At 64.6% G+C, this 16,949-nt stretch carries 16 protein-coding genes; all 16 read right to left on the bottom strand.

From position 1 onward, the window contains the following. From PF049_07350 to PF049_07425, 16 genes are read right to left on the bottom strand one after another with little or no spacing between them, the layout of a single operon-like run. Positions 1–2,793, bottom strand: a complete 2,793-nt coding sequence (locus PF049_07350; GenBank protein WBY15435.1) for a conjugal transfer protein TraG N-terminal domain-containing protein — start codon at positions 2,791–2,793, stop codon at positions 1–3. Continuing rightward, positions 2,714–4,150 (bottom strand): conjugal transfer protein TraH, encoded by a 1,437-nt coding sequence (locus PF049_07355; protein ID WBY15436.1) that lies wholly within the window; start codon positions 4,148–4,150, stop codon positions 2,714–2,716. Before PF049_07355 ends, PF049_07350 begins: the two co-directional genes overlap by 80 nt. Continuing rightward, entirely contained in the window at positions 4,140–4,952 is an 813-nt protein-coding gene (locus PF049_07360; protein ID WBY15437.1) for a conjugal transfer protein TraF, read from the bottom strand. The genes PF049_07355 and PF049_07360 overlap by 11 nt, the downstream gene beginning before the upstream one ends. Further along, the gene (locus PF049_07365) at positions 4,949–6,670 is read right to left on the bottom strand and encodes a conjugal transfer protein TraN (protein ID WBY15438.1); all 1,722 of its coding nucleotides are present in this window, start codon (positions 6,668–6,670) and stop codon (positions 4,949–4,951) included. Before PF049_07365 ends, PF049_07360 begins: the two co-directional genes overlap by 4 nt. Then, positions 6,667–7,422 carry a type-F conjugative transfer system pilin assembly protein TrbC gene (trbC, locus tag PF049_07370; protein WBY15439.1) on the bottom strand — a complete coding sequence of 252 codons (756 nt, stop codon included), beginning with the start codon at positions 7,420–7,422 and terminating at the stop codon, positions 6,667–6,669. Before trbC ends, PF049_07365 begins: the two co-directional genes overlap by 4 nt. Then, a complete protein-coding gene (locus tag PF049_07375) occupies positions 7,419–8,432 on the bottom strand; it encodes a TraU family protein (protein ID WBY15440.1) in 1,014 nt (337 codons plus the stop codon). Before PF049_07375 ends, trbC begins: the two co-directional genes overlap by 4 nt. Continuing rightward, a complete protein-coding gene (gene traW / locus PF049_07380) occupies positions 8,429–9,061 on the bottom strand; it encodes a type-F conjugative transfer system protein TraW (protein WBY15441.1) in 633 nt (210 codons plus the stop codon). The genes PF049_07375 and traW overlap by 4 nt, the downstream gene beginning before the upstream one ends. Next, entirely contained in the window at positions 9,061–9,567 is a 507-nt protein-coding gene (locus PF049_07385) for a S26 family signal peptidase (GenBank protein ID WBY15442.1), read from the bottom strand. The genes traW and PF049_07385 overlap by 1 nt, the downstream gene beginning before the upstream one ends. After that, positions 9,564–9,944: a TrbI F-type domain-containing protein gene (locus PF049_07390; protein WBY15443.1), complete on the bottom strand. Its 381-nt coding sequence runs from the start codon at positions 9,942–9,944 to the stop codon at positions 9,564–9,566. The genes PF049_07385 and PF049_07390 overlap by 4 nt, the downstream gene beginning before the upstream one ends. After that, positions 9,937–10,341: a hypothetical protein gene (locus tag PF049_07395; protein WBY15444.1), complete on the bottom strand. Its 405-nt coding sequence runs from the start codon at positions 10,339–10,341 to the stop codon at positions 9,937–9,939. The genes PF049_07390 and PF049_07395 overlap by 8 nt, the downstream gene beginning before the upstream one ends. Beyond that, entirely contained in the window at positions 10,341–12,890 is a 2,550-nt protein-coding gene (traC, locus tag PF049_07400; GenBank protein WBY15445.1) for a type IV secretion system protein TraC, read from the bottom strand. Before traC ends, PF049_07395 begins: the two co-directional genes overlap by 1 nt. After that, positions 12,887–13,471, bottom strand: a complete 585-nt coding sequence (locus PF049_07405; protein WBY15446.1) for a hypothetical protein — start codon at positions 13,469–13,471, stop codon at positions 12,887–12,889. Before PF049_07405 ends, traC begins: the two co-directional genes overlap by 4 nt. Then, positions 13,468–14,346: a DsbC family protein gene (locus tag PF049_07410; GenBank protein ID WBY15447.1), complete on the bottom strand. Its 879-nt coding sequence runs from the start codon at positions 14,344–14,346 to the stop codon at positions 13,468–13,470. Before PF049_07410 ends, PF049_07405 begins: the two co-directional genes overlap by 4 nt. Then, complete coding sequence (locus PF049_07415) at positions 14,343–15,626, bottom strand: TraB/VirB10 family protein (GenBank protein ID WBY15448.1); 1,284 nt, start codon at positions 15,624–15,626, stop codon at positions 14,343–14,345. Before PF049_07415 ends, PF049_07410 begins: the two co-directional genes overlap by 4 nt. Then, positions 15,626–16,381, bottom strand: coding sequence for a type-F conjugative transfer system secretin TraK (locus tag PF049_07420; GenBank protein WBY15449.1), 756 nt, complete (start codon positions 16,379–16,381; stop codon positions 15,626–15,628). The genes PF049_07415 and PF049_07420 overlap by 1 nt, the downstream gene beginning before the upstream one ends. Next, entirely contained in the window at positions 16,378–16,947 is a 570-nt protein-coding gene (locus tag PF049_07425) for a type IV conjugative transfer system protein TraE (GenBank protein WBY15450.1), read from the bottom strand. The genes PF049_07420 and PF049_07425 overlap by 4 nt, the downstream gene beginning before the upstream one ends. Positions 16,948–16,949 lie beyond the last annotated feature (2 nt).

Here is a 16,949-nt window from a genome sequence, read left to right on the forward strand (position 1 = left end):
CTACCATTCCTTCACATCGTCGGCCGCCTCAGCCGAGGCTCCCTTGGCATCGCGAGTCTTGCCATCGAGGTATCCTTTGACGGTCCCGATCCGCCGGTCCCCTTGTTGTTGGACCCGACCTACATTCCGGGCGATGTCTTCACGCTCGCTTGAGGGGGCGCCAAGGCTCCCTGGTACCCCGCCAAGCCGTACCGATCCCCGCACGCCATCTGCGCTGCTCACAGCGGGTCGAGCGACGGACGCAAAGGGCGGCAGAGCCAGGTCATCTGAGATCTCGGCATTGAGCTGGTTCGCATAGCTTTCGACGAACCGCGCCTGGAGTTTCTGGCCCCGCGCACTCATCTGGAAATCGATGTCGTCGAAGCGCACCGGCCCATAGTAGTCGCGGTTACCATCGATCTCCGCCATGCCCCATTCGCGATAGGCCTGGCTGAGGTTGAGCGTGCCTGCGGCATTGGCACTTTCGTACCAGCTTGCCTGGTTCTCGAGGCGGCTGGCGATCTCCTCGGCTCGGCGCGCTTCGCGGGTGTAGCTCTGCGCTTCGGTGATCGACGTGGTGATCCCGGCCGAGCTGCTTGACACCAGCGCCTCCGAACTCGAACTCGTTTCACGCAGGAAGCCTTCGCGCGTGCTCGACCAGCTGCGACTGTCCGAGATCTGGCTCAGCGCGCCCATGATGCGCGAGCGATCCTCGGAGGCGATCCCGATATCACTGTCAGTCCAGGTCTGGTTCCGACCACCCTTTAACCCGAGGGTGCCCTTGATCGAGCCTCGTTCTCCTTTGACCCCGAGACCGGCATCCCCGTTCAGGAACCAGGACACAGTAATGTCGTCGGCCGCGCGGCGCGACAGCCCGAACTGCTGCTGGAGTGTTTTCGAGGCGTTGTCGACTTCGCTGAAGGCGCTGCCGATGCTGTCGCTCGTTGACGTGCCACTGACGCTCTCGTTCGAGCGCGAGCGGGTGTAGGCATCGCGCAACTCGCTGAAGCGGGTGACAGCCGAGCTCGTCGATTGCTGGGCAAGGTTCGAGAATGTCTCGCTCTGGCCGCGGCTCTGGCTCGCCATGGTCGCAAGCCGGCTCGAGAAGTCCTGCCCTAGCGTTGGTGTGAACGGATAGCTCGAGGTCGGCACAGTCGCGAACTCGGCCTGCGGGAAGCCGGTGGTTTGGGTGCCGTTTTCGCCCGTCGTTCGCGTCTGCGCGGCGCCGTAGCCAATGTTGGGAGCAAGGCTGGCTTGCGCAAACTGGCGCGAAAACACGTTCGAGTTCTCAAGGCTGGAATTGCCGAGCGAAATATTGCCGGTGCTCGCTTCGCGCGCCGCCTCTTCTGCCGCGTTCTGGCTCGGATTGAGGTAGCTGGTTGCCTGGCCCGATATTGCGAGCGCGCCCCTGGCGACGCCGCCTGCAAGGAACGGTATCGATGCGACGAGGTAGCCGGCCAGGATCCCGATATCGTTGTTGACGTCGGTCATGCCGGAGAAGGTCGCGAGGCTGAGACCGGTTGCGCCGCCCGCTGCCGCCACATCGCTCGCGCCCTTGAGCATCAGGATCATGTGCAGGATGACGAACAGCGGCCCCCAGGCTGCCAGATAGAAGAAGCCCGTGACGTATCCTCTGAGTGCGATCGGTCCGGTCTTGGGCATCAGGAACAGCGGGAAGAGCACCGGAAAGAGCGCGTAGAATACGACCGTCAGGACGACATTGAGGATCGGGACCCACTTCATCGCGTTATGCGCGATCGAGGAATAGGTCCGTTCGGTCTGGATATCGGCGCGGGTCTGCGCGAACACATCGACGCTCGATGCGCCGCTTGCTCCGGCGAAGCCATGCATCGCCTGGTTCATGGCGTTGATGGTCAGAACCTGGCGGAAGATGCTGCTTGCATCCTTCGAGACGCCGGTGAGGTATTGATAGGCAATCGGCAGGTCGGCAATGAGCTTGGCCGTCGCGAGCGCCTCGGTCTGCCGGGGGTAGAGCTGGCGCCCGGCGACCCGTGTCATCTCATCAATAAGCCCGGCCCACTGGTTGGAGAGCGCAGTGTATGCTTCGCGGCAGGTGATGATCGTGGCCGTGACGCTATCATCCGCCTGCCGGGTTACGAAGCGCTGTGCACGCGCGGCACTGCCGGGCGCAATCGTCGCCCAGATATCGTTGCTTTCGGACAGTTCCTTCATCGAGTAGCGGCCGAGGAGCAGGTCGTAGAACACGCATTGCCGCACATGCTCGTCGAAATTGGCGGCAAACTCGGGATCGGCAATGCGCAGGGACCGTGTCGCTTCGAGCAGGCGCGCGCCATAAATCATGCCGTTCTTCGAGTAGTTGAGATCGTCGGGGAGGCCGAAGACGAGCTCGGCGGAGCGGGTAAGGTAGTCGCCTGCCTGACTGGTGAAGCTTGCCATGAGCGCGAGCCCGAGCGGGACATTGGCGACTGTCGCCGGAGCGAGGCTCGGATTGACACGGTCGGTGACCTGCACATCCATGCGCGGCACCATCAGGCACATGTAGATGAGTGTCGCGCCGAGGAACCAGTTGAGCCAGGCGCGCCAGTCCTGGTTGAACGCGACGACAATGACCGCAAGCGCCATGCCCATGACCAGCGCCACCTGGATCAGGCTCTTGTAGCCACCGGCCCCGGTCCACGCGGCGACGGCGTTCAAGACATTGACGATGTATTCGCCGCCGCCGGTTGTGAAGATCTCGACCATGGTGCCCGCCTCAGGGGATAATCGAGCGCGACTGGAGCCCGCGCGACCAGTCGAGCGCTGCCGACATCGAGGGCGACATCGAGGCGGCAAGGGCGTTCTCGATCATCGCCGTTTTCTCGATGATCTGCATGATAGCGGAGACCTTGGCCTGTCCGGTGGCCTGTCGCTGGACGAGCCCCGAACGCACCTCAGCAACCTGGCCGCGCCAGATCGCGAGCTTGGCTTCGTCGGCGGCGATGAAGCTCGCCATCGAGCGCCCGGCTTCCGACACGATCCGGTCGAGGATGGCATAGAGCAGGTCGATGCTGGCGATCTCGGCGAGCGTGTCGCGGTCGTCAGTCGGCATTCCGCGCCCATAGGCGGCCTGGACGGTAAGGATCTTGTACAAGGGGACCGAGGCGACCTGCAGCAATTCCTTTTCGGCATTGCCGATCGCGGTGTCGGCCCGGATCGCATCGACCATGTTCCCGATCAGGAGCGTGACCCGCGGGCGGATGGCCTTTGCATTCGATAGGCTCATCTGCTCGAAGGTGGGATTGAGGCAAAGATCGGTCTCGTCGCAGCGGAAAACGCGAACAGTCTGGCCCTGCGTCCCGTCGAGCAGTGCGCTCACCAGGGTGGATGAAGCATCGCCTGCGAAAGGCACGAACTTGCCTGCCTCGTCGTCCTTGGGCGGCACATAGATCACCGTGCCGATCAGCGTCATGGCGTATTCGGCAAGCTCGCGGTCGAAAGTGCCGCCGGGATTGAAGAAGGCGCTCTTTTTCAGGACGTGCCAGGTGTAGTTGCGCGCGACGCCGGGATTGACGTCAGCATAGTCGGTGCCGGCGCTGTCGTTGGTTGAAGCGCGTTGTCCGCGTGTGCCGCAGCCATGCTTGGCTGCGGCGTAATCCGTGAAGATCCCTTCCGAATTGCCGATCGCCTCGCAGATTGCCTTGTCGGCCAGATCGCCCTTGGGCCAGATGCCGCCGACCAGCCCCTGCGCCATTTCGCAGGAGTTGATCGAGAGATTGTTCATGAGTTGAGCCTTCTGCGAAAACTCCTGCATGATCTTGTTGCACTCGGGACAGACGGTGTCGATCGCGAGGCTGAAAGCAAAGCCGACCGCGTTGTTGGCGACGGCTTTCAGGAGCGCGACCATCTCGCTCGCATTGATGAAGGAAAAAGACCCGGCAAAGATATCGATGCCTCCGCAGCCCGCCCTTACGCGCGGCAGCTGGAGATTGGCGATGTTGGTCGTCTTCTGAGGGAAGCGTGTCCAGACATTGCCGAGGCTGTAATATCCCGCCGACTGGCCTTCGAAGGCGGTTGGGCCCGTGACATTCGCCGCCGCCCCCATGTCATCCATGAAGCGGTCCATGCTGTCGCCAACATTCGCGGCGACCGGTGAGGCAACCATGCTGGCGGCGGCGAGGGTCAATGCCGCATTGCGGATGCTAGTAATCATGTCCGGCTTCCTTGGAGGTGAGAAGGTAGATGCGGTCCTGCAGCTCGTCGGCCGAGAGCACGCCGTAGCCGATCGGAATCGGGCGTTTGGTCACGCTGTCCCACAGCACCAGGGCGGGGGTGGCTTTGCCTTCGAGACCAAGCTTGCCGCGCTGGTTCGTCTCGACCCGATAGTCGGGAAAGTGTCTCGAGGGTCCGCCATCGGTCGAGATCGCGCGTACGGTAATCCGCCATCGGTCGGCGACGCCTTTGACGATCGGGCCCATCACTTCGCACGGGCCGCAGGTCGAACTGAAGAAATAGAACAGGCCGTAGCGCTGCGAGAGCGTTGCCATGACGTGATCGCGCTCCGCGCTGCGGGCATCCTGCCACTGCTTCTTGGCGACCGCTCCGACGGGGCGCTCAAGCGTGTAGTCGAGGTCCGGGTCCCGCCAGATCGCCCGCTGCCAGACATCGGAGAACAGCGAGGCGCGGTCGAGCTGCGCGCGCTGAAAGCGGATATAGGCCGCGACATTGGCTTCGGTCGGATAGAGAATCGCGCGCGCTTTGAGTTCGCGCAGCTCGGAGGTGATCGCGTCGAGTTCTTGGCTGGCCGCGACCGGCTCGGCTTCAGGCTGTTGTGGCTCTTCAATGGGAGCGGGCTTCACGCAGTAGAACCAGTAGCCGAGCCTACGCTCTTGGCAGTAGAGCGCGTCGGCAGCGGTGGTCGATCTTGTGTCCTGCCGCTCCTGCGCCTGGGCCAGAGTGGCGGGCAGGGCAGCTATGCCGAGCGCGAGCGCCGTGAGGTGATGCAGATGGGTCATTGGCCGCCCCTTGCGTAATAATCTTCGATCCTCTGCTGGATGAGGATGCTGGTCTCGAGTTCGTCGGGCAGCCGCGCGGCCTCGGTGAACTCGGCATAGACCTCGCTGAAATCCATCCGGCTCAAATCAAGCCGGGCAAACTCGTCGAGAGTGAACCCCTCACATTGTTCTTCTTTGGGCTTGTCCCATGGCTTGGGGAGCTGCTTGCGGCCCTGTTCCTGCAGGATCCGCGAGAGCTTGCTCTCGAAACAGCAATAGACCTTCTTCTTCGTCAGGCAGACGCCAAGGAACTTGTCCGAACAATAGGTCCCGACATAGGCGCACAGCCCCTGCGCATCGCGTTCGTGGAGCAGCACTTCCTCGCGGTTGCAGCCGAGCGCGACCAGCAGGCTAATACCTGGAATGAGCGGGAAGCCCTTGCCCTTGCAACAATTGAGGACGCCGAAGACCTTGGACGAGCATGTGTTGCGCGTGCCGCGAAACAGCGTCAGCGTGTTCGGATCGAACTGGCCGCGCGCCTCGTCCATGGCGTGCAATGCGACCGCCGCATCTTTGAACTCGTCATTGGCGGTGCGCTCGATCGTCTCGCAGCTACCGTCAATGCAATAGACATCGCCGTCGCAGACATATTGCGTGGCGCTATTGGCCTCAGGCAGCGGGCACTCGTAGATGCGCTCCCAGGTCTCGCAAGGCGTCTCGTCGGTGAGGCATTCCTCGCGGATGAAGCGGCAAGTGCCCTGGCTTTCGATGTCCGAACAGTCGCTCGCCGCCTCGCGCGATGTGCAGGTGTAGCTGCGCTGCCATTCCCAGCAGGGCCGCGTAACCGAGACGCCGTCGACCACGCGGGTTTGGGGATCGGCATCGGTGCAGATCTCTGCGTCGAGCGCGCAATCGCCATTATCGGCAAATCCGGTGCACTGGCTCTCGTCGGAAAAGGTATCGACCGTGCTGTCCGTGGTCACCGCATAGGGCGTGTAGCGTGCATCCGGAGTGTCGCATGTGATTTCGGCGATGGGGTCGCCAGGTTCGGTGCAGTATCTGTAGAACTGGTCCTGCCGCCACTGGAGGCAGGGTCCGGGCCGATACCCGGTGATCCGGCACGAGCCACCATCGAATGCCGAGCACCAGGGATATCCATAGACTGTGCTCGTCTCATTGCAGAGATAGTGCCATTGCTGGCGCCGGGTCACGTTGGCGACGAGCGGCACCGCGCATTGGCCCGCCGACTGGTCGATCCGCGTGCCGGTGTTGCAGGTCGCGGTATAGGTTCCCGCCGTGCCCGAGCCGGGCGGCAGGGGGACACAATTGCCCTGGCCGCCCGAGATATCCATGCCGCTGGTGTAGTCGAGCGGGGTCTCGTTGATGGCGAGGCTGCGCGCGATGACGTCCTCGATCTCGTTCGGATCGAAGCGCGCGCGATTGGCTACGCTGTCGCGCATTGCCCGATAGCCCTGGTGTCCGGTGACAGCGGAGGCCGCATTGCTCTCGATCCGGTCGGGATCGTCGGCGAGCGTTTCCAGGTTTCGCACGGCGTTGCGGTCGTAGTTGGGCAGGTTTGCTGCATTGGGCTGCGATCTGGCAGCTTCTTGCGCTTCGCCGCGCAGGCTTTCGCCAAAGGCCTTGCCATCGGCCCGCGCGTCCTGCTGCTGCGCGGAAAGGGGCGCGGCGACGGCGAGAAGACCGAGCAGTCCTATGCGAAGCGATTGTATGAGCCTCATGGCCGTTCTCCTTCGAGCCTGCGGGAATGGAGGCGCGCGAGCTGCGCTCCCGGACCGCCTCCCGAAGCGAAGGTGTCGAGCACTTCGGCCACGCTGATATTGCCGGCAATGCGGTCGTGCGGCGGCAAGACGTCTTTGCAGTCGAACCCGTCGCAGGGGCTGAAATCGCTCGCGATCATCACGAAGCTCGGGGCAACCTTGATATCGAAGGCGCGGAACAGGCGCGGGTCGATCCCGAGCGCGCCGGCATCATCGCGATCGCTCCAGATAGCGGCGATGCGCTTCTTGAAGCGCGCGCTGTCGCCTTGCGGAAATCCGCGCAATACGGTGACGCCGCCGGCCCTCGAGACATCGCGAACCAGCGCCTTCAATGAGGGTTCGGGCATTGCCAAGGAGGCAAACGCGATGAACCGGGGCGTTTCGCCCATCGCTGCCACTTCCGCATCGGCCTGGGCGCGGATCATGCCATCGAGATCGAGCGGCCCGGCATTCGCGGTCGCCTGCGCAGTCTCGGCATAGACTGCGCGATTGTCGAAAGCCGTTTGCTGAGCGGCGCGCGCGTCGTCTGCGAGGGCATCCGCTTTTGTCCTGACCGATGTGGCGAGCGCCTCGGCGTCGGCGGCATGTTCGGCCGCGCGCGCGCGGATCTCAGCGAGGTCAAGGTCGGGCCCGGCATCCTGCGCAGAAGCTGCGGCAAATCCGGCAGCGATCACGAGGCTCAGGCCAACGAGTATGGGGAAAGCGTTTCTCATAGCGCGCAGCAATTCCTCTTGCGCCAGACGAGGTATCCCATGTCTTCGCCCATGGCGGGGATGACCTGTCCGGGGGACTGGAAGGTGGTTGAGGCGCCGATGGGCGGGCAGGCGTAGCGGCCCTTGGTCGCCGGGTTGGGGTTGGTGGTCTGGAAGCGGTATTGCTGCTTGCGCATCACCGGCATGAGGTACTTGCCGCACAGACCCTTCGAACCCATCGTCCCCCACGAGACCAGCTCGCGGTGGAGTTTGTAGGCGAAGCGTGAGAGCACGAGCCGCGAGGCCTGCACATGTCCGATCGAGGCCGAGACATTGCCGTTCATCGGGTACATCGACCCTTGGCAGCCCGCGCACCAGAACATCTCGTCGAGCGGCAAATTGGCGGTCGATGCAGCGCAATCGGCCGCACAGGCGGCGAGCGCCAGCGGGTTGGCAAACAGCACCGCTTCGGGATTGATTATCGCGGTGAGTTCGCTGTCCTGCCACAGCGGATCGATCTCTGAGATATAGAGGATATCGATCGAACCTGGCTCAAGGCACAGAAAGTCGGCGACGATTTCCATCCAGTAGATGAGCGGATAGGCATACCAATGGACGTGCCAGCTCGAATAATACTGGCTGGCGCCGCCCACCGCCGAAGGACCCGAGATTGAGCGGAACCCGATATCGAAGCCGGGATCGAGTTTCATCCCGCCGAGGTTGACGAAGCACCACGGCTTCATACTGACATCGGCGAGCCGAACCGGCTCCCAGAACCCCATCGCGATGCCGGGCCGAAGCCCGCACAGGCAGACTGGCAGGTCGGGATTGTCGGGATCGGGGCGATTGCTGGGCCAGATTTCGAGCCCGCCGACCGATATCGGGAACAGGCACGACCAGCAGATGTCGGTGATCGGGTTTACGAACTGCCCGGTGCATTTGCCCGGGCCGGCATCGGCCGAAGCGGGTGATGAGAAGACCAGCGATAGCATCGCCGTGAAGAGTACGAGGAAGGCGCGGATTCCGGTCATGGCTGTGCCTTCCGGCGCGGCAGCGCAATCTCGCTGACTTCGAGGAAGCGCCCGTTCTGGCGCACCCGCGCGGGAACAGCCTTGATACCGAATTTTTGCGTCAGCTTGCCACTCTGGTCGAAATAGAAACGGCGCTGGCGGGCCTTCATCAGTTCGAGCGGTGCGCCTTTCACGAGGATGAGCTTGGCATTGGCATCTTGCTTGAGCGCCCAGGCGATTTGCGCGGGATCGTCGCCGTCGAGAAAGAGGAGGTCGGAGCGCAGCTTGACGCTGTCGAGCGGATTGACCCGGGTTCCGGCGGCATGGATGAGCTCGCCTTTGGCCCCGCGGATATCGGCGGCGAGCGTGATCGTCGGGTCGAACGCCCAGCTACGGCTTGCGCTTGCGCGAGTGAGGCCGGCAACCGGTTCGGGCCGGTTTACGCGGGCGATCGTGCGACGCTTGAGCTCCTGATTGAGGCGGGCGGTCTCGCCCGAATTTTCCATCTGCGCGAGGCGCGTATGGATCTGTTCGAGCAGGTCGCGCTCGATCACGGGGAAGACCGCGCCGCGCTGGCCGTAGTCTCGTGCTTGCAGGCTGGCCGGGAGCGCAGCGAGGAGAAAGGCGCCGAGCGGAAGGAAGGAGCGCATCACAGGATTGCCCTCCCGCTGCCGAGGATCTGCCCGCGACACACGTACCCGATTGCGCCGTAGCGGCTGTCGAGCCCGCGCGGATGGTCGGTTCCGGTGTAGTAGCAACCTTCCGGTATTGCGCCTTCGGGACCGCGCGTAAGCGGCACGCCAAGGCGGGTGACCTCGAGCAGGCTCGCGACCTGCTTCCCGTTGATGAAGACCGCATCGCCCTCGTGGCGCACGACATCGCCCGGCATGCCAAGCACGCGCTTGCCGAACATCTGCGGTCCTTTTCCGAAATGCCTTTCGAGCAGCTCGCTTTGCGGCGGCTCGAAGAAGATCAGGCTGCCGCGTTCGATCGGCGCGTGCTTGTCGAGCCAGAACGCCCAGTTGGGCAGGCTCGGGCTCGCATTGATGAGGAACGCGTGGTCCTTGCTGAAGGCATCGAGCGGCGCCCAGGCGAGCGGCAGCAGGACGAGGCCCGAGAGCAGCAGCGAACGGCGGATCGTGCGGGTCAGGCTCATGGCTGCTTCTCCCCGGCGAGCTTGTCCGCAATGCGCTGCTCGAGTTCGGAGGTTGCGTCGTCGGCAGCGCCCGCGAGCACGGCCTCGGCAACCAGCACCACGCGGCCGTCATGGCCCATGTCGGCAACGGCGCTTTCGGCGGCCTTGAGATAGGCGAGGCTTGCCGCCTGGACGACCGCCGGATCGGCATCGGCGCGCGCGGCCTCCTCGACGAAGGTGCCGATGGTCTCGGCAAGCCGGACCGTGACGATCCGCTGCTTGGGGGCGCTGGTGACCTGCTGGGTAAGCCACGCGCCCCACAAGAGCGCAGCAACGAGCAAGGCTACGGCAAGCAGTTTCGGGCCAAGCAGGCGCAGCGGGAGGTTGAGTTTATCCATGGCGAGAAGATCCTTCGGAGAGGCGGCGGTCGAGGCGGCGCAGGAAGGCCGGCAGGCGCAGCAGGGCGAGACCGCCGGCTGCGATGAGAAACGCGATCTGGAGGTCCTGGGCAAAGAAGCGGCGCGCGATCGGATCGGCGGTGCGGTAGTGATCGGCGAGGTTGCCGAGCTGCGCGAACAGCGCCGTGAGATCCCAGCCTGCTACAGCCAAGAACACGAACAGCGGCAGGCCGAGGACCAGCAGCAGCGTGCTCGCCGCGAAGCTTGCCGTTTTGATCAGCACCAGGCAGGTGCCCTGGAAAAGCGCCAGCCAGTCGATCGCACGGTGCTTGTCGCGGGCTTGTCTGACTGACGGAAGCGGCACGCGATCTACGAGCGTGGTGGTCTCGAGCACCATCACATGCCTCCTTCCACACCTGCGACCAGCGCGACTGCGCGCTCCAGCGGCATGCCGTTTTCGACATGGCGGTGGATTGCGGCATAGGTGTCAGGATCGGAGGAGAAGATGGTTGCCGAGAGTGGGTCGAGCACCAGGCGTCCAACGGCTTCCATCTCGGGACCTTTGAGGTAGATCTCGCTGTACTCGGTGCCCGAGCGCTTGAGGCTGCGGATCAGCGTCTCGGTCCGGTCGTCCATGTCGAGCCGGGCCTCCTTGCGGAAATCGGCGATGGTCTCGGGCTTCTGCTGGAGCACCAGCATCCAGTCGCTATTCTCGAGCGCGGCCCGCGCGCCATCGGACTTGTAATAGTCGTTCAAGGACTGGGTGGCGGTCGCAAGCGCGCCGCCATACTTGCGCGCGGTGCGGGCATAGGTCTCGACGAACTCGCCCATCGAACCGCCCCTGAGCATCGCCCAGGCCTCGTCGATCAGCAGCAGCTTCTTGGTCGAGCGCGACGAGCGCGTCATCGCCTGACCGGTCATGAACATGATTGCCGAGAGGACAACGCTTCGAAGCTCCTCGCGGGACGCGAGGTCGCTCATCTCGAAGACAGTGAAATCGTCTTCGAGCGCGAAACTCGCTTTCCCCGAGAAGAACCCGGCATAGCTGCCACCGCGGCAGAAGGGCGCGATCGCTGTGGCTAGGTCCTTGCCCGCCTCGTTCTCGCTCTGATGGAGCGCATGCGCGACGTCGTCGATCGCGCCCCCGCTGCCGAGCGCATTCCAGACCTGTGTTACTGCACGATCGATGAGGCCGCGTTCGGTGTCAGAGGGCGCGGCGCTTGGCCGCGCCATCTGGCCGACGATCGCCTTGATCATCGCAAAGCAGTCGAGCCGGTAATCCTCGTCTTGATGCGCCCTTGCATCGTCGACCATCGAGAACGGGTTGAGCGAGAATCCCGAGGCGAGCGTGAACTCGACAAAGCGGCCGCCCTGAAGTTTGATCGAGTGCTCGAAACTCCGGCCGTCATCGATCACCACGACCTTGGCGCCAGCGCCGCGCAGCGCGGCGCATAGCTCCTGCAGCAGCACCGACTTGCCCGAGCCCGACTTCCCGCAAATCGCGATGTTGTGGTTGCCCGCCTTGTTCTCGAAGGGCGACCAGAAGAAGGGCTGGCCGCGCCGTCCGAGCAGCAGCAGGTGCGGGATCGTGCCGCCGAGATACTCGCCCTGCAGGGGGGCGATATTGGCCGCGGTGGTCGAGAGCATGGTTCGAAAGCGTTTGAGCCGCGCAAGGTCGTGGACCAGACCATCGGCGAGGCTCAACGGGAACGAGGCGACGAGGCCCTGGAGCTGGAGGAAGCGCTCGTCGGCAAGGTCCCATCCGGCCGCCTTGTAAATCGCCTTGACCGTGCGCTCATGCGCATCGCCTTCGCCGAGCGGCGAGATCGTGGTGAGACCATAGAACAGCTTGACGAGCTTCTTGCCCGCTTGGAGTTCGGCCTGGACGTGTCTCCATTCTGCCGACTGCTCCGACAGTTTGGGCAGGAAGCGCGCGCTTTTGGTCTCCGACAGGCTGGTGGTGCGCATGAACTTGTAGCCTGCGCGCGCCGAGGCGGCTTCCTGGTCGGGATAATGCAGGCACAGCATGGTCGCAGCCGGGCAGGGAAAGCGCAGCTTGTCGGTGAACATGTCGCCGATGAGCCGCGCGCATTCCCACGGTGCCCAGCGCTCAGGGGTAGAGCGCACGCCGTAATGGCGCATATCGAAGCGGTCGGGATAGCATTCACCTACCTGCGGCACGCCATCTCGCGAGCGCCCGGTCTCGCGGAAGCGCTCGGTGCGCAAGATCAGCCGGTCGTCCTCGACTTCGAGTTCGATGTCGCGGCGGATCGCTTGCGCGTCGAGCGTGTCCTCGCGGTTCCATTGGGTGAGATCGGGTTCGCGCGCGGTGGTCGGCGAGGTGAGCTCGTCGACCAGTGCGAGGAGGCCTGCGGGCTCGAGCCTGTTCGATGCAAGGCCGAGCGAGTTCAGCATCCCCGACATCCCGTCGCGGCATTCGGTGAGTTCTGCATCGGTGACGCTTCCGGGCACCGGAACGCCGAGCGAGAGCACCAGACGCACATGGCGTGCATGAAACGGCGCGTGTGCCGAGCCCGACTTCCAGACGAGATCGTAGAGCCGGTTGGTGCGGGCTTTCGCAATCGCTTCGTAGATCCCGCCCTGCTCGTAGCGCGGTGCGAACCACGGGCCGACGATGGCGCCGATGCGCGGGGACGCGAAGTTCAGCACTTGGAGGCAGGCGCCTTGCGGCAGGCTCTCGGAAAAGAACTGGCCGAGGATCTCACCTGTCCGCTCGTCGGCGCCGATGAGCGGGGTGACTTCGAGAATGAAGCCCTTCGAGTGCGCGTTGCGGTAGAGCCCCGGGCCCTCGTCATAGACTCGGTACGGAAGCCAGTCCGACAGCATGTCGAGCGCGAAACGCGGCTGCGCATGATCGCCCCTTTTCGCATCGCCGAACAGGCCAGCGAGAAGCGCGTCGCGCGCAGAGGATAGCGAGAGGTTCACTTGGGCTCTCCTTCGGGCAGAACGGGGTGGGGCACCTGGCCGGGGGAGGGGGGACGACCAGGTGCCCCGGGGTCCGGCGCTTTGGCGCCGGGCAGCTCCGTCAGATCCTGCGAGGGGATGACCAGGACATCGGGAGGCTGCTGGGGGGACGGATTGGAAAGCTGAAAAGGAATTGCTTCTGCGGCGGCGGGCGGGGCGACTTCTGCTTCAGCCGGACGCGCCAGTGCGCGAAGCACGTCGCCGGTCGAACGCGGCGCGCGCCAGCGCTCGGCAGCGCGATCGGGCAGCACGACATGAACAACCCGGGCCTCGTGGATGTGGCCCGTCCCGTCGCGGTAGCCCGCAACAACGATCCGCAATCCGCGATCACCGGCCCTGTGCGCTCCCGCAGAGGCATGACCGGACCGTTCTGCCTGTGAAACGCGGGTCGCGGTATCGTCGATCATCGAGGTCGGCGCGCAGCTTCCCTCCGGTGCCCGGCAGGAAAAGTCGCCCTTGACGTTGCCGCCAAGCGTCGCACAGCCGGCGATCATCAACGCGAGAATTGCCGTCGCTCCGACACGGGTCGCACCGCCGCTCATTGCTTCGATCCGGTCTTGGCATTGGCAAAGGCGCGCAGTGTCTTTGCATCACGGTAGCCGTGCAGCACCGCACCGTCGCGCGCCCGGACGATTACCGGGGTTCCGGCAAAGCCGTTGGCCTGTGCAAAGGCTTCGTTGGCATCGAGCGCAGCTGCTTTCTTGCAGGCGGCGCGCGGTTCGAGGTGCTTGCCGGTATAGGCGGCATGGAGCGCCCCGATCGGATCGGCGGCGCAGAGCACCGCCTCGGACCTGCGCCGGCTCGATGCGCCGAAGATCGAGATCGGCCGTTCCTCTACAAGAACGCCTGCCTTCTCGAGTTCGCCGGTGAGCCGCTTACAGTAGCCGCACTGGAAATCCGAGAAGACAACCAGCTTCGGCCCCTTGGGATTGCCCCACAGGATCGCGCCTTCCTTGGGAAGGGCTTTGAGATCGACATGCGTCGCGACCTGCCTGTCGCGGGTTTCGGCAACGTCATGGCGCCCTCCAGTGTCCTCGCCGGCGTGGCGGGCTGCGCCGGCGGCGAGCAGGTCGGGGTTGAGTTCGAGCAGGCGCGCGGCAGTCACGTCGCGCCGCTCCTCCATGTCGTAGAGCCGCCCGACGAAGAGGTAGCGTGCCGCTTCGTCGATGTAGAACAGCGTCTCTCCCGAGACGACCTCGCACCATGGCGCGAATGTCGTGCAATCGAGCGCGTCGATCGGCGTTCTGGGCAGACGAAGCTTGAGCGCTTCAACCACATCTCGCGTGATCGCGGCCTGCGCGGGCATGGCGGTTACGATCGCGACGCCGCTTGTAAGGAGGGCTGCTGCGCTGGCGGCGGCGAGCGATATGTGCGCGGCGCGCGCCTTGAGGCCGGGCCGCTGGTTCGAGTAGTTCATTGGGGTGTGCTCCTGACATGGACGCCGTCGAGAAAGACGATCTCGACTGCGATGCCGGTCGGCATCTCGACGACGGGTTGGTACTGTTCTGCGCGTTCGATGAGGTATTTGCTGACGGTGTCGGCGGCTTCGCCCGCGCCCTGGCCCAGGCCGCCTGCGAGGATGTCGGTCGGCGAGAGCGCGTCGCGCTTGCCGTCGCTGCCGACAGGCTGCGCAAAGATGCCGTTGGCATTGGCCGAGAAGCCGCGGCCGAAGCCGCCGACGATTCCGGCGAGCAGCGCCTGGCTGACGAGGCTGCCTTCGCGGCTGACGACATTGCCGCGCACGCCCGACTTGCCGGCGAAGGCGATGAATCCCTTCACTTCGCTCACCGCGAAGCGTCCGCCGGGCTGCGCACAGGTCATGCGCACGAGCTTGACGTAAACCTTCTCGGCCGAGAGATCGCCTCGCGCCGCGCCGTTGACGAGGCAGCCGGTGAGATCGGTGGTGAGGAGCTTGTTGCCCTGCAGCACCGAGCGCGCCGGACCGGTGATCCGCAGCACCACGGGCAGCGGATCGCTCTGGCTGGTGACCCCGGTCGAGGCGTCGACCCCGACGATTACGGTGGCAGGTGCATAGCTGTTGGGCGGCAGGTAATCGCGGCTTGCCTCGAGCAGCAGCGCCGGCGCGCTTTCGGTTGCCTTGGCCTTGGCGGTGCCCGGCTTGTCGTTTGAGAAGCTCAGCAGGCTTGCCTTGCGTTCGCTGGGTGGCTCGAGCGGTCCGGGAGCGAAGCCCGGAGCCCGCGGATCGACTGCGGCCACCGGCGCAACTGGGGGATTGGTGCGGACGGTTTCGAGTTCCGAGCGCAAGGCAGCGTTCTCCGCCGAGATCGCATCGATCGCAGCTTGCCCGTCGCTCAGCATCCGCGCGTTCTCGCCCCGCAGCGTTTCGAGCTCCTGCTCGATCGAAGCCCTGGGAAGCTGGGTCTCCTGCAGGTCCTTGATCGCCTTGCCCTGCGCATCGAGGCGGTTGCCGTAAGTGGCGACGAATTCGCGCTGCGAGAGATTGCGATTGACCAGCGCGCCGGTCTCGATCGTGGTTGCGCCCGCGCCGTCGGCGCTCGCTTCATCCTCGCCGCCGAAGATGAACATCGAACCGGCGATGAGCGCCACGCCGCCGATCCCGGCAAGCAACAGCTTCTGGCGCTGCGCGACCGTGCGGTTGAGATCGCGCCGGGCTTCGCCGCGCGTCTCGTCCTTTGGCGCTGCCGCGGGCGTATAGCTTGTGTCGGTATCGGCCATTATTTGAGCCCTCCCTTGGTAAAGACAAGGAAGGCTTGCGTGCTCTCGCCGGGCTCGAGGGAGTTGCGGCCATAGGCAAAGGCCAGCGCCCCGGCGGGCGCCTCGCGCTCACCGGCAAGGTCGACGAGTGCCGGGCCAAGATTACGGAGAGTAAAGGCTTGGCCGATCAGTTCGGCGCCTTCGTATTCCGCGACCTGCTGCACTTCGAGGCTGTCGGTGCGGCGTGGTCGCGAGAGTTCGGCGCGCGCCCGGAAGCCCGGCAGGACCCCATCGCTGGCCATCGCTTCGATCAGCCGGATCGCGGCCTCGTCGCGCGTCACTGCTGCGCCTTCCCATTCACTCGCCTGGGATTTGGCGAGCGCGGGATTGGTGACGAAGAGCTGGCTCGCTTCCTCGCCTTCGACGCGGCAGGTGAACTTGTAGACATAGCCCGCGCTGCTCGTCGCGAAGAAGCTGACCTTGGCGCTCGCATATTGCAGCGGCACCGAGACATAGATGTCGCCGCGCACCGGCTCGTGGGTCACCTCGAAATCGTTGTAGGGAAAACCGCTCGCCATCTTCGAGACATTGGCGAAACCGTCCTCGATGAGGGCGATACGGGTCAGCGCGCCGCGCGCGAGCACGCAGTCGATCGCGGCGCCATCAGCGGCCTCGACGAACTGGTCGGCATGTGCCGGTGAAGCGTAGGCGGCCGTGGCGATTGCCAGCGCAACGCTGGTCAGCGCGGCGGGGAAGGGGCGGGATAGGAGTGTCATGGGTTCTCCTCCTCGTTTTCGGTTGGGAGCTGGCGGAAGCCGGTGAGGCCGAGACTGAGGCCGCGGCGGTTCCAGCTGAATTCGAAGCTGCGCTCTTGGCTTGCGATCACCTGCGCACCGACGAAGGTCTTGAGCGTGCCGGTGACGACAGCGGTGAGCGCCTGCGCGTCGACCTCCATCCGCGAGATGACGAAGGCCTGGCTGATGTCCGAACCGCGCTGCTCGTCGACGATCTTGACGAGCTCGGCCTTGAGGCTCCCGTGCGCTGACGGATCTGCCACCTTGAGGACCTGTTCCATCCAGTAGTCGAGGCTCTCGGGTGCGCGATTGAGCAGCATGAGCGCGGTGTCGCGGGTTACGAGTTCGAGGTAGTGCGCATCGGTACCGCCGCTCCCGAGCGTCAGGCGCTCGGTCGTGACAGGCACCAAAATGACGCTTTCCTCGCGCGTCGCCGCCGCGCCGACCGCCAGCAGGCTGGTAAGGCCCAGCACGGCTGACAGCGCGGCGAAGCGGTTGCGCTGTTTGAGGTGACGCTGCGCTTCCTCATAGGCGAATTCGTGTTTCACTT

Source organism: Erythrobacteraceae bacterium WH01K, from assembly GCA_027941995.1.
Taxonomy (GTDB): domain Bacteria; phylum Pseudomonadota; class Alphaproteobacteria; order Sphingomonadales; family Sphingomonadaceae; genus CAJXSN01.

Coding starts and splice junctions, on each gene's coding strand:
- PF049_07355 (WBY15436.1), bottom strand. CDS start 4,150: ATGATTACTAGCATCCGCAATGCGGCATTGACCCTCGCCGCCGCCAGC.
- PF049_07360 (WBY15437.1), bottom strand. CDS start 4,952: ATGACCCATCTGCATCACCTCACGGCGCTCGCGCTCGGCATAGCTGCC.
- PF049_07365 (WBY15438.1), bottom strand. CDS start 6,670: ATGAGGCTCATACAATCGCTTCGCATAGGACTGCTCGGTCTTCTCGCC.
- trbC (WBY15439.1), bottom strand. CDS start 7,422: ATGAGAAACGCTTTCCCCATACTCGTTGGCCTGAGCCTCGTGATCGCT.
- PF049_07375 (WBY15440.1), bottom strand. CDS start 8,432: ATGACCGGAATCCGCGCCTTCCTCGTACTCTTCACGGCGATGCTATCG.
- traW (WBY15441.1), bottom strand. CDS start 9,061: ATGCGCTCCTTCCTTCCGCTCGGCGCCTTTCTCCTCGCTGCGCTCCCG.
- PF049_07385 (WBY15442.1), bottom strand. CDS start 9,567: ATGAGCCTGACCCGCACGATCCGCCGTTCGCTGCTGCTCTCGGGCCTC.
- PF049_07390 (WBY15443.1), bottom strand. CDS start 9,944: ATGGATAAACTCAACCTCCCGCTGCGCCTGCTTGGCCCGAAACTGCTT.
- PF049_07395 (WBY15444.1), bottom strand. CDS start 10,341: ATGGTGCTCGAGACCACCACGCTCGTAGATCGCGTGCCGCTTCCGTCA.
- PF049_07405 (WBY15446.1), bottom strand. CDS start 13,471: ATGAGCGGCGGTGCGACCCGTGTCGGAGCGACGGCAATTCTCGCGTTG.
- PF049_07410 (WBY15447.1), bottom strand. CDS start 14,346: ATGAACTACTCGAACCAGCGGCCCGGCCTCAAGGCGCGCGCCGCGCAC.
- PF049_07415 (WBY15448.1), bottom strand. CDS start 15,626: ATGGCCGATACCGACACAAGCTATACGCCCGCGGCAGCGCCAAAGGAC.
- PF049_07420 (WBY15449.1), bottom strand. CDS start 16,381: ATGACACTCCTATCCCGCCCCTTCCCCGCCGCGCTGACCAGCGTTGCG.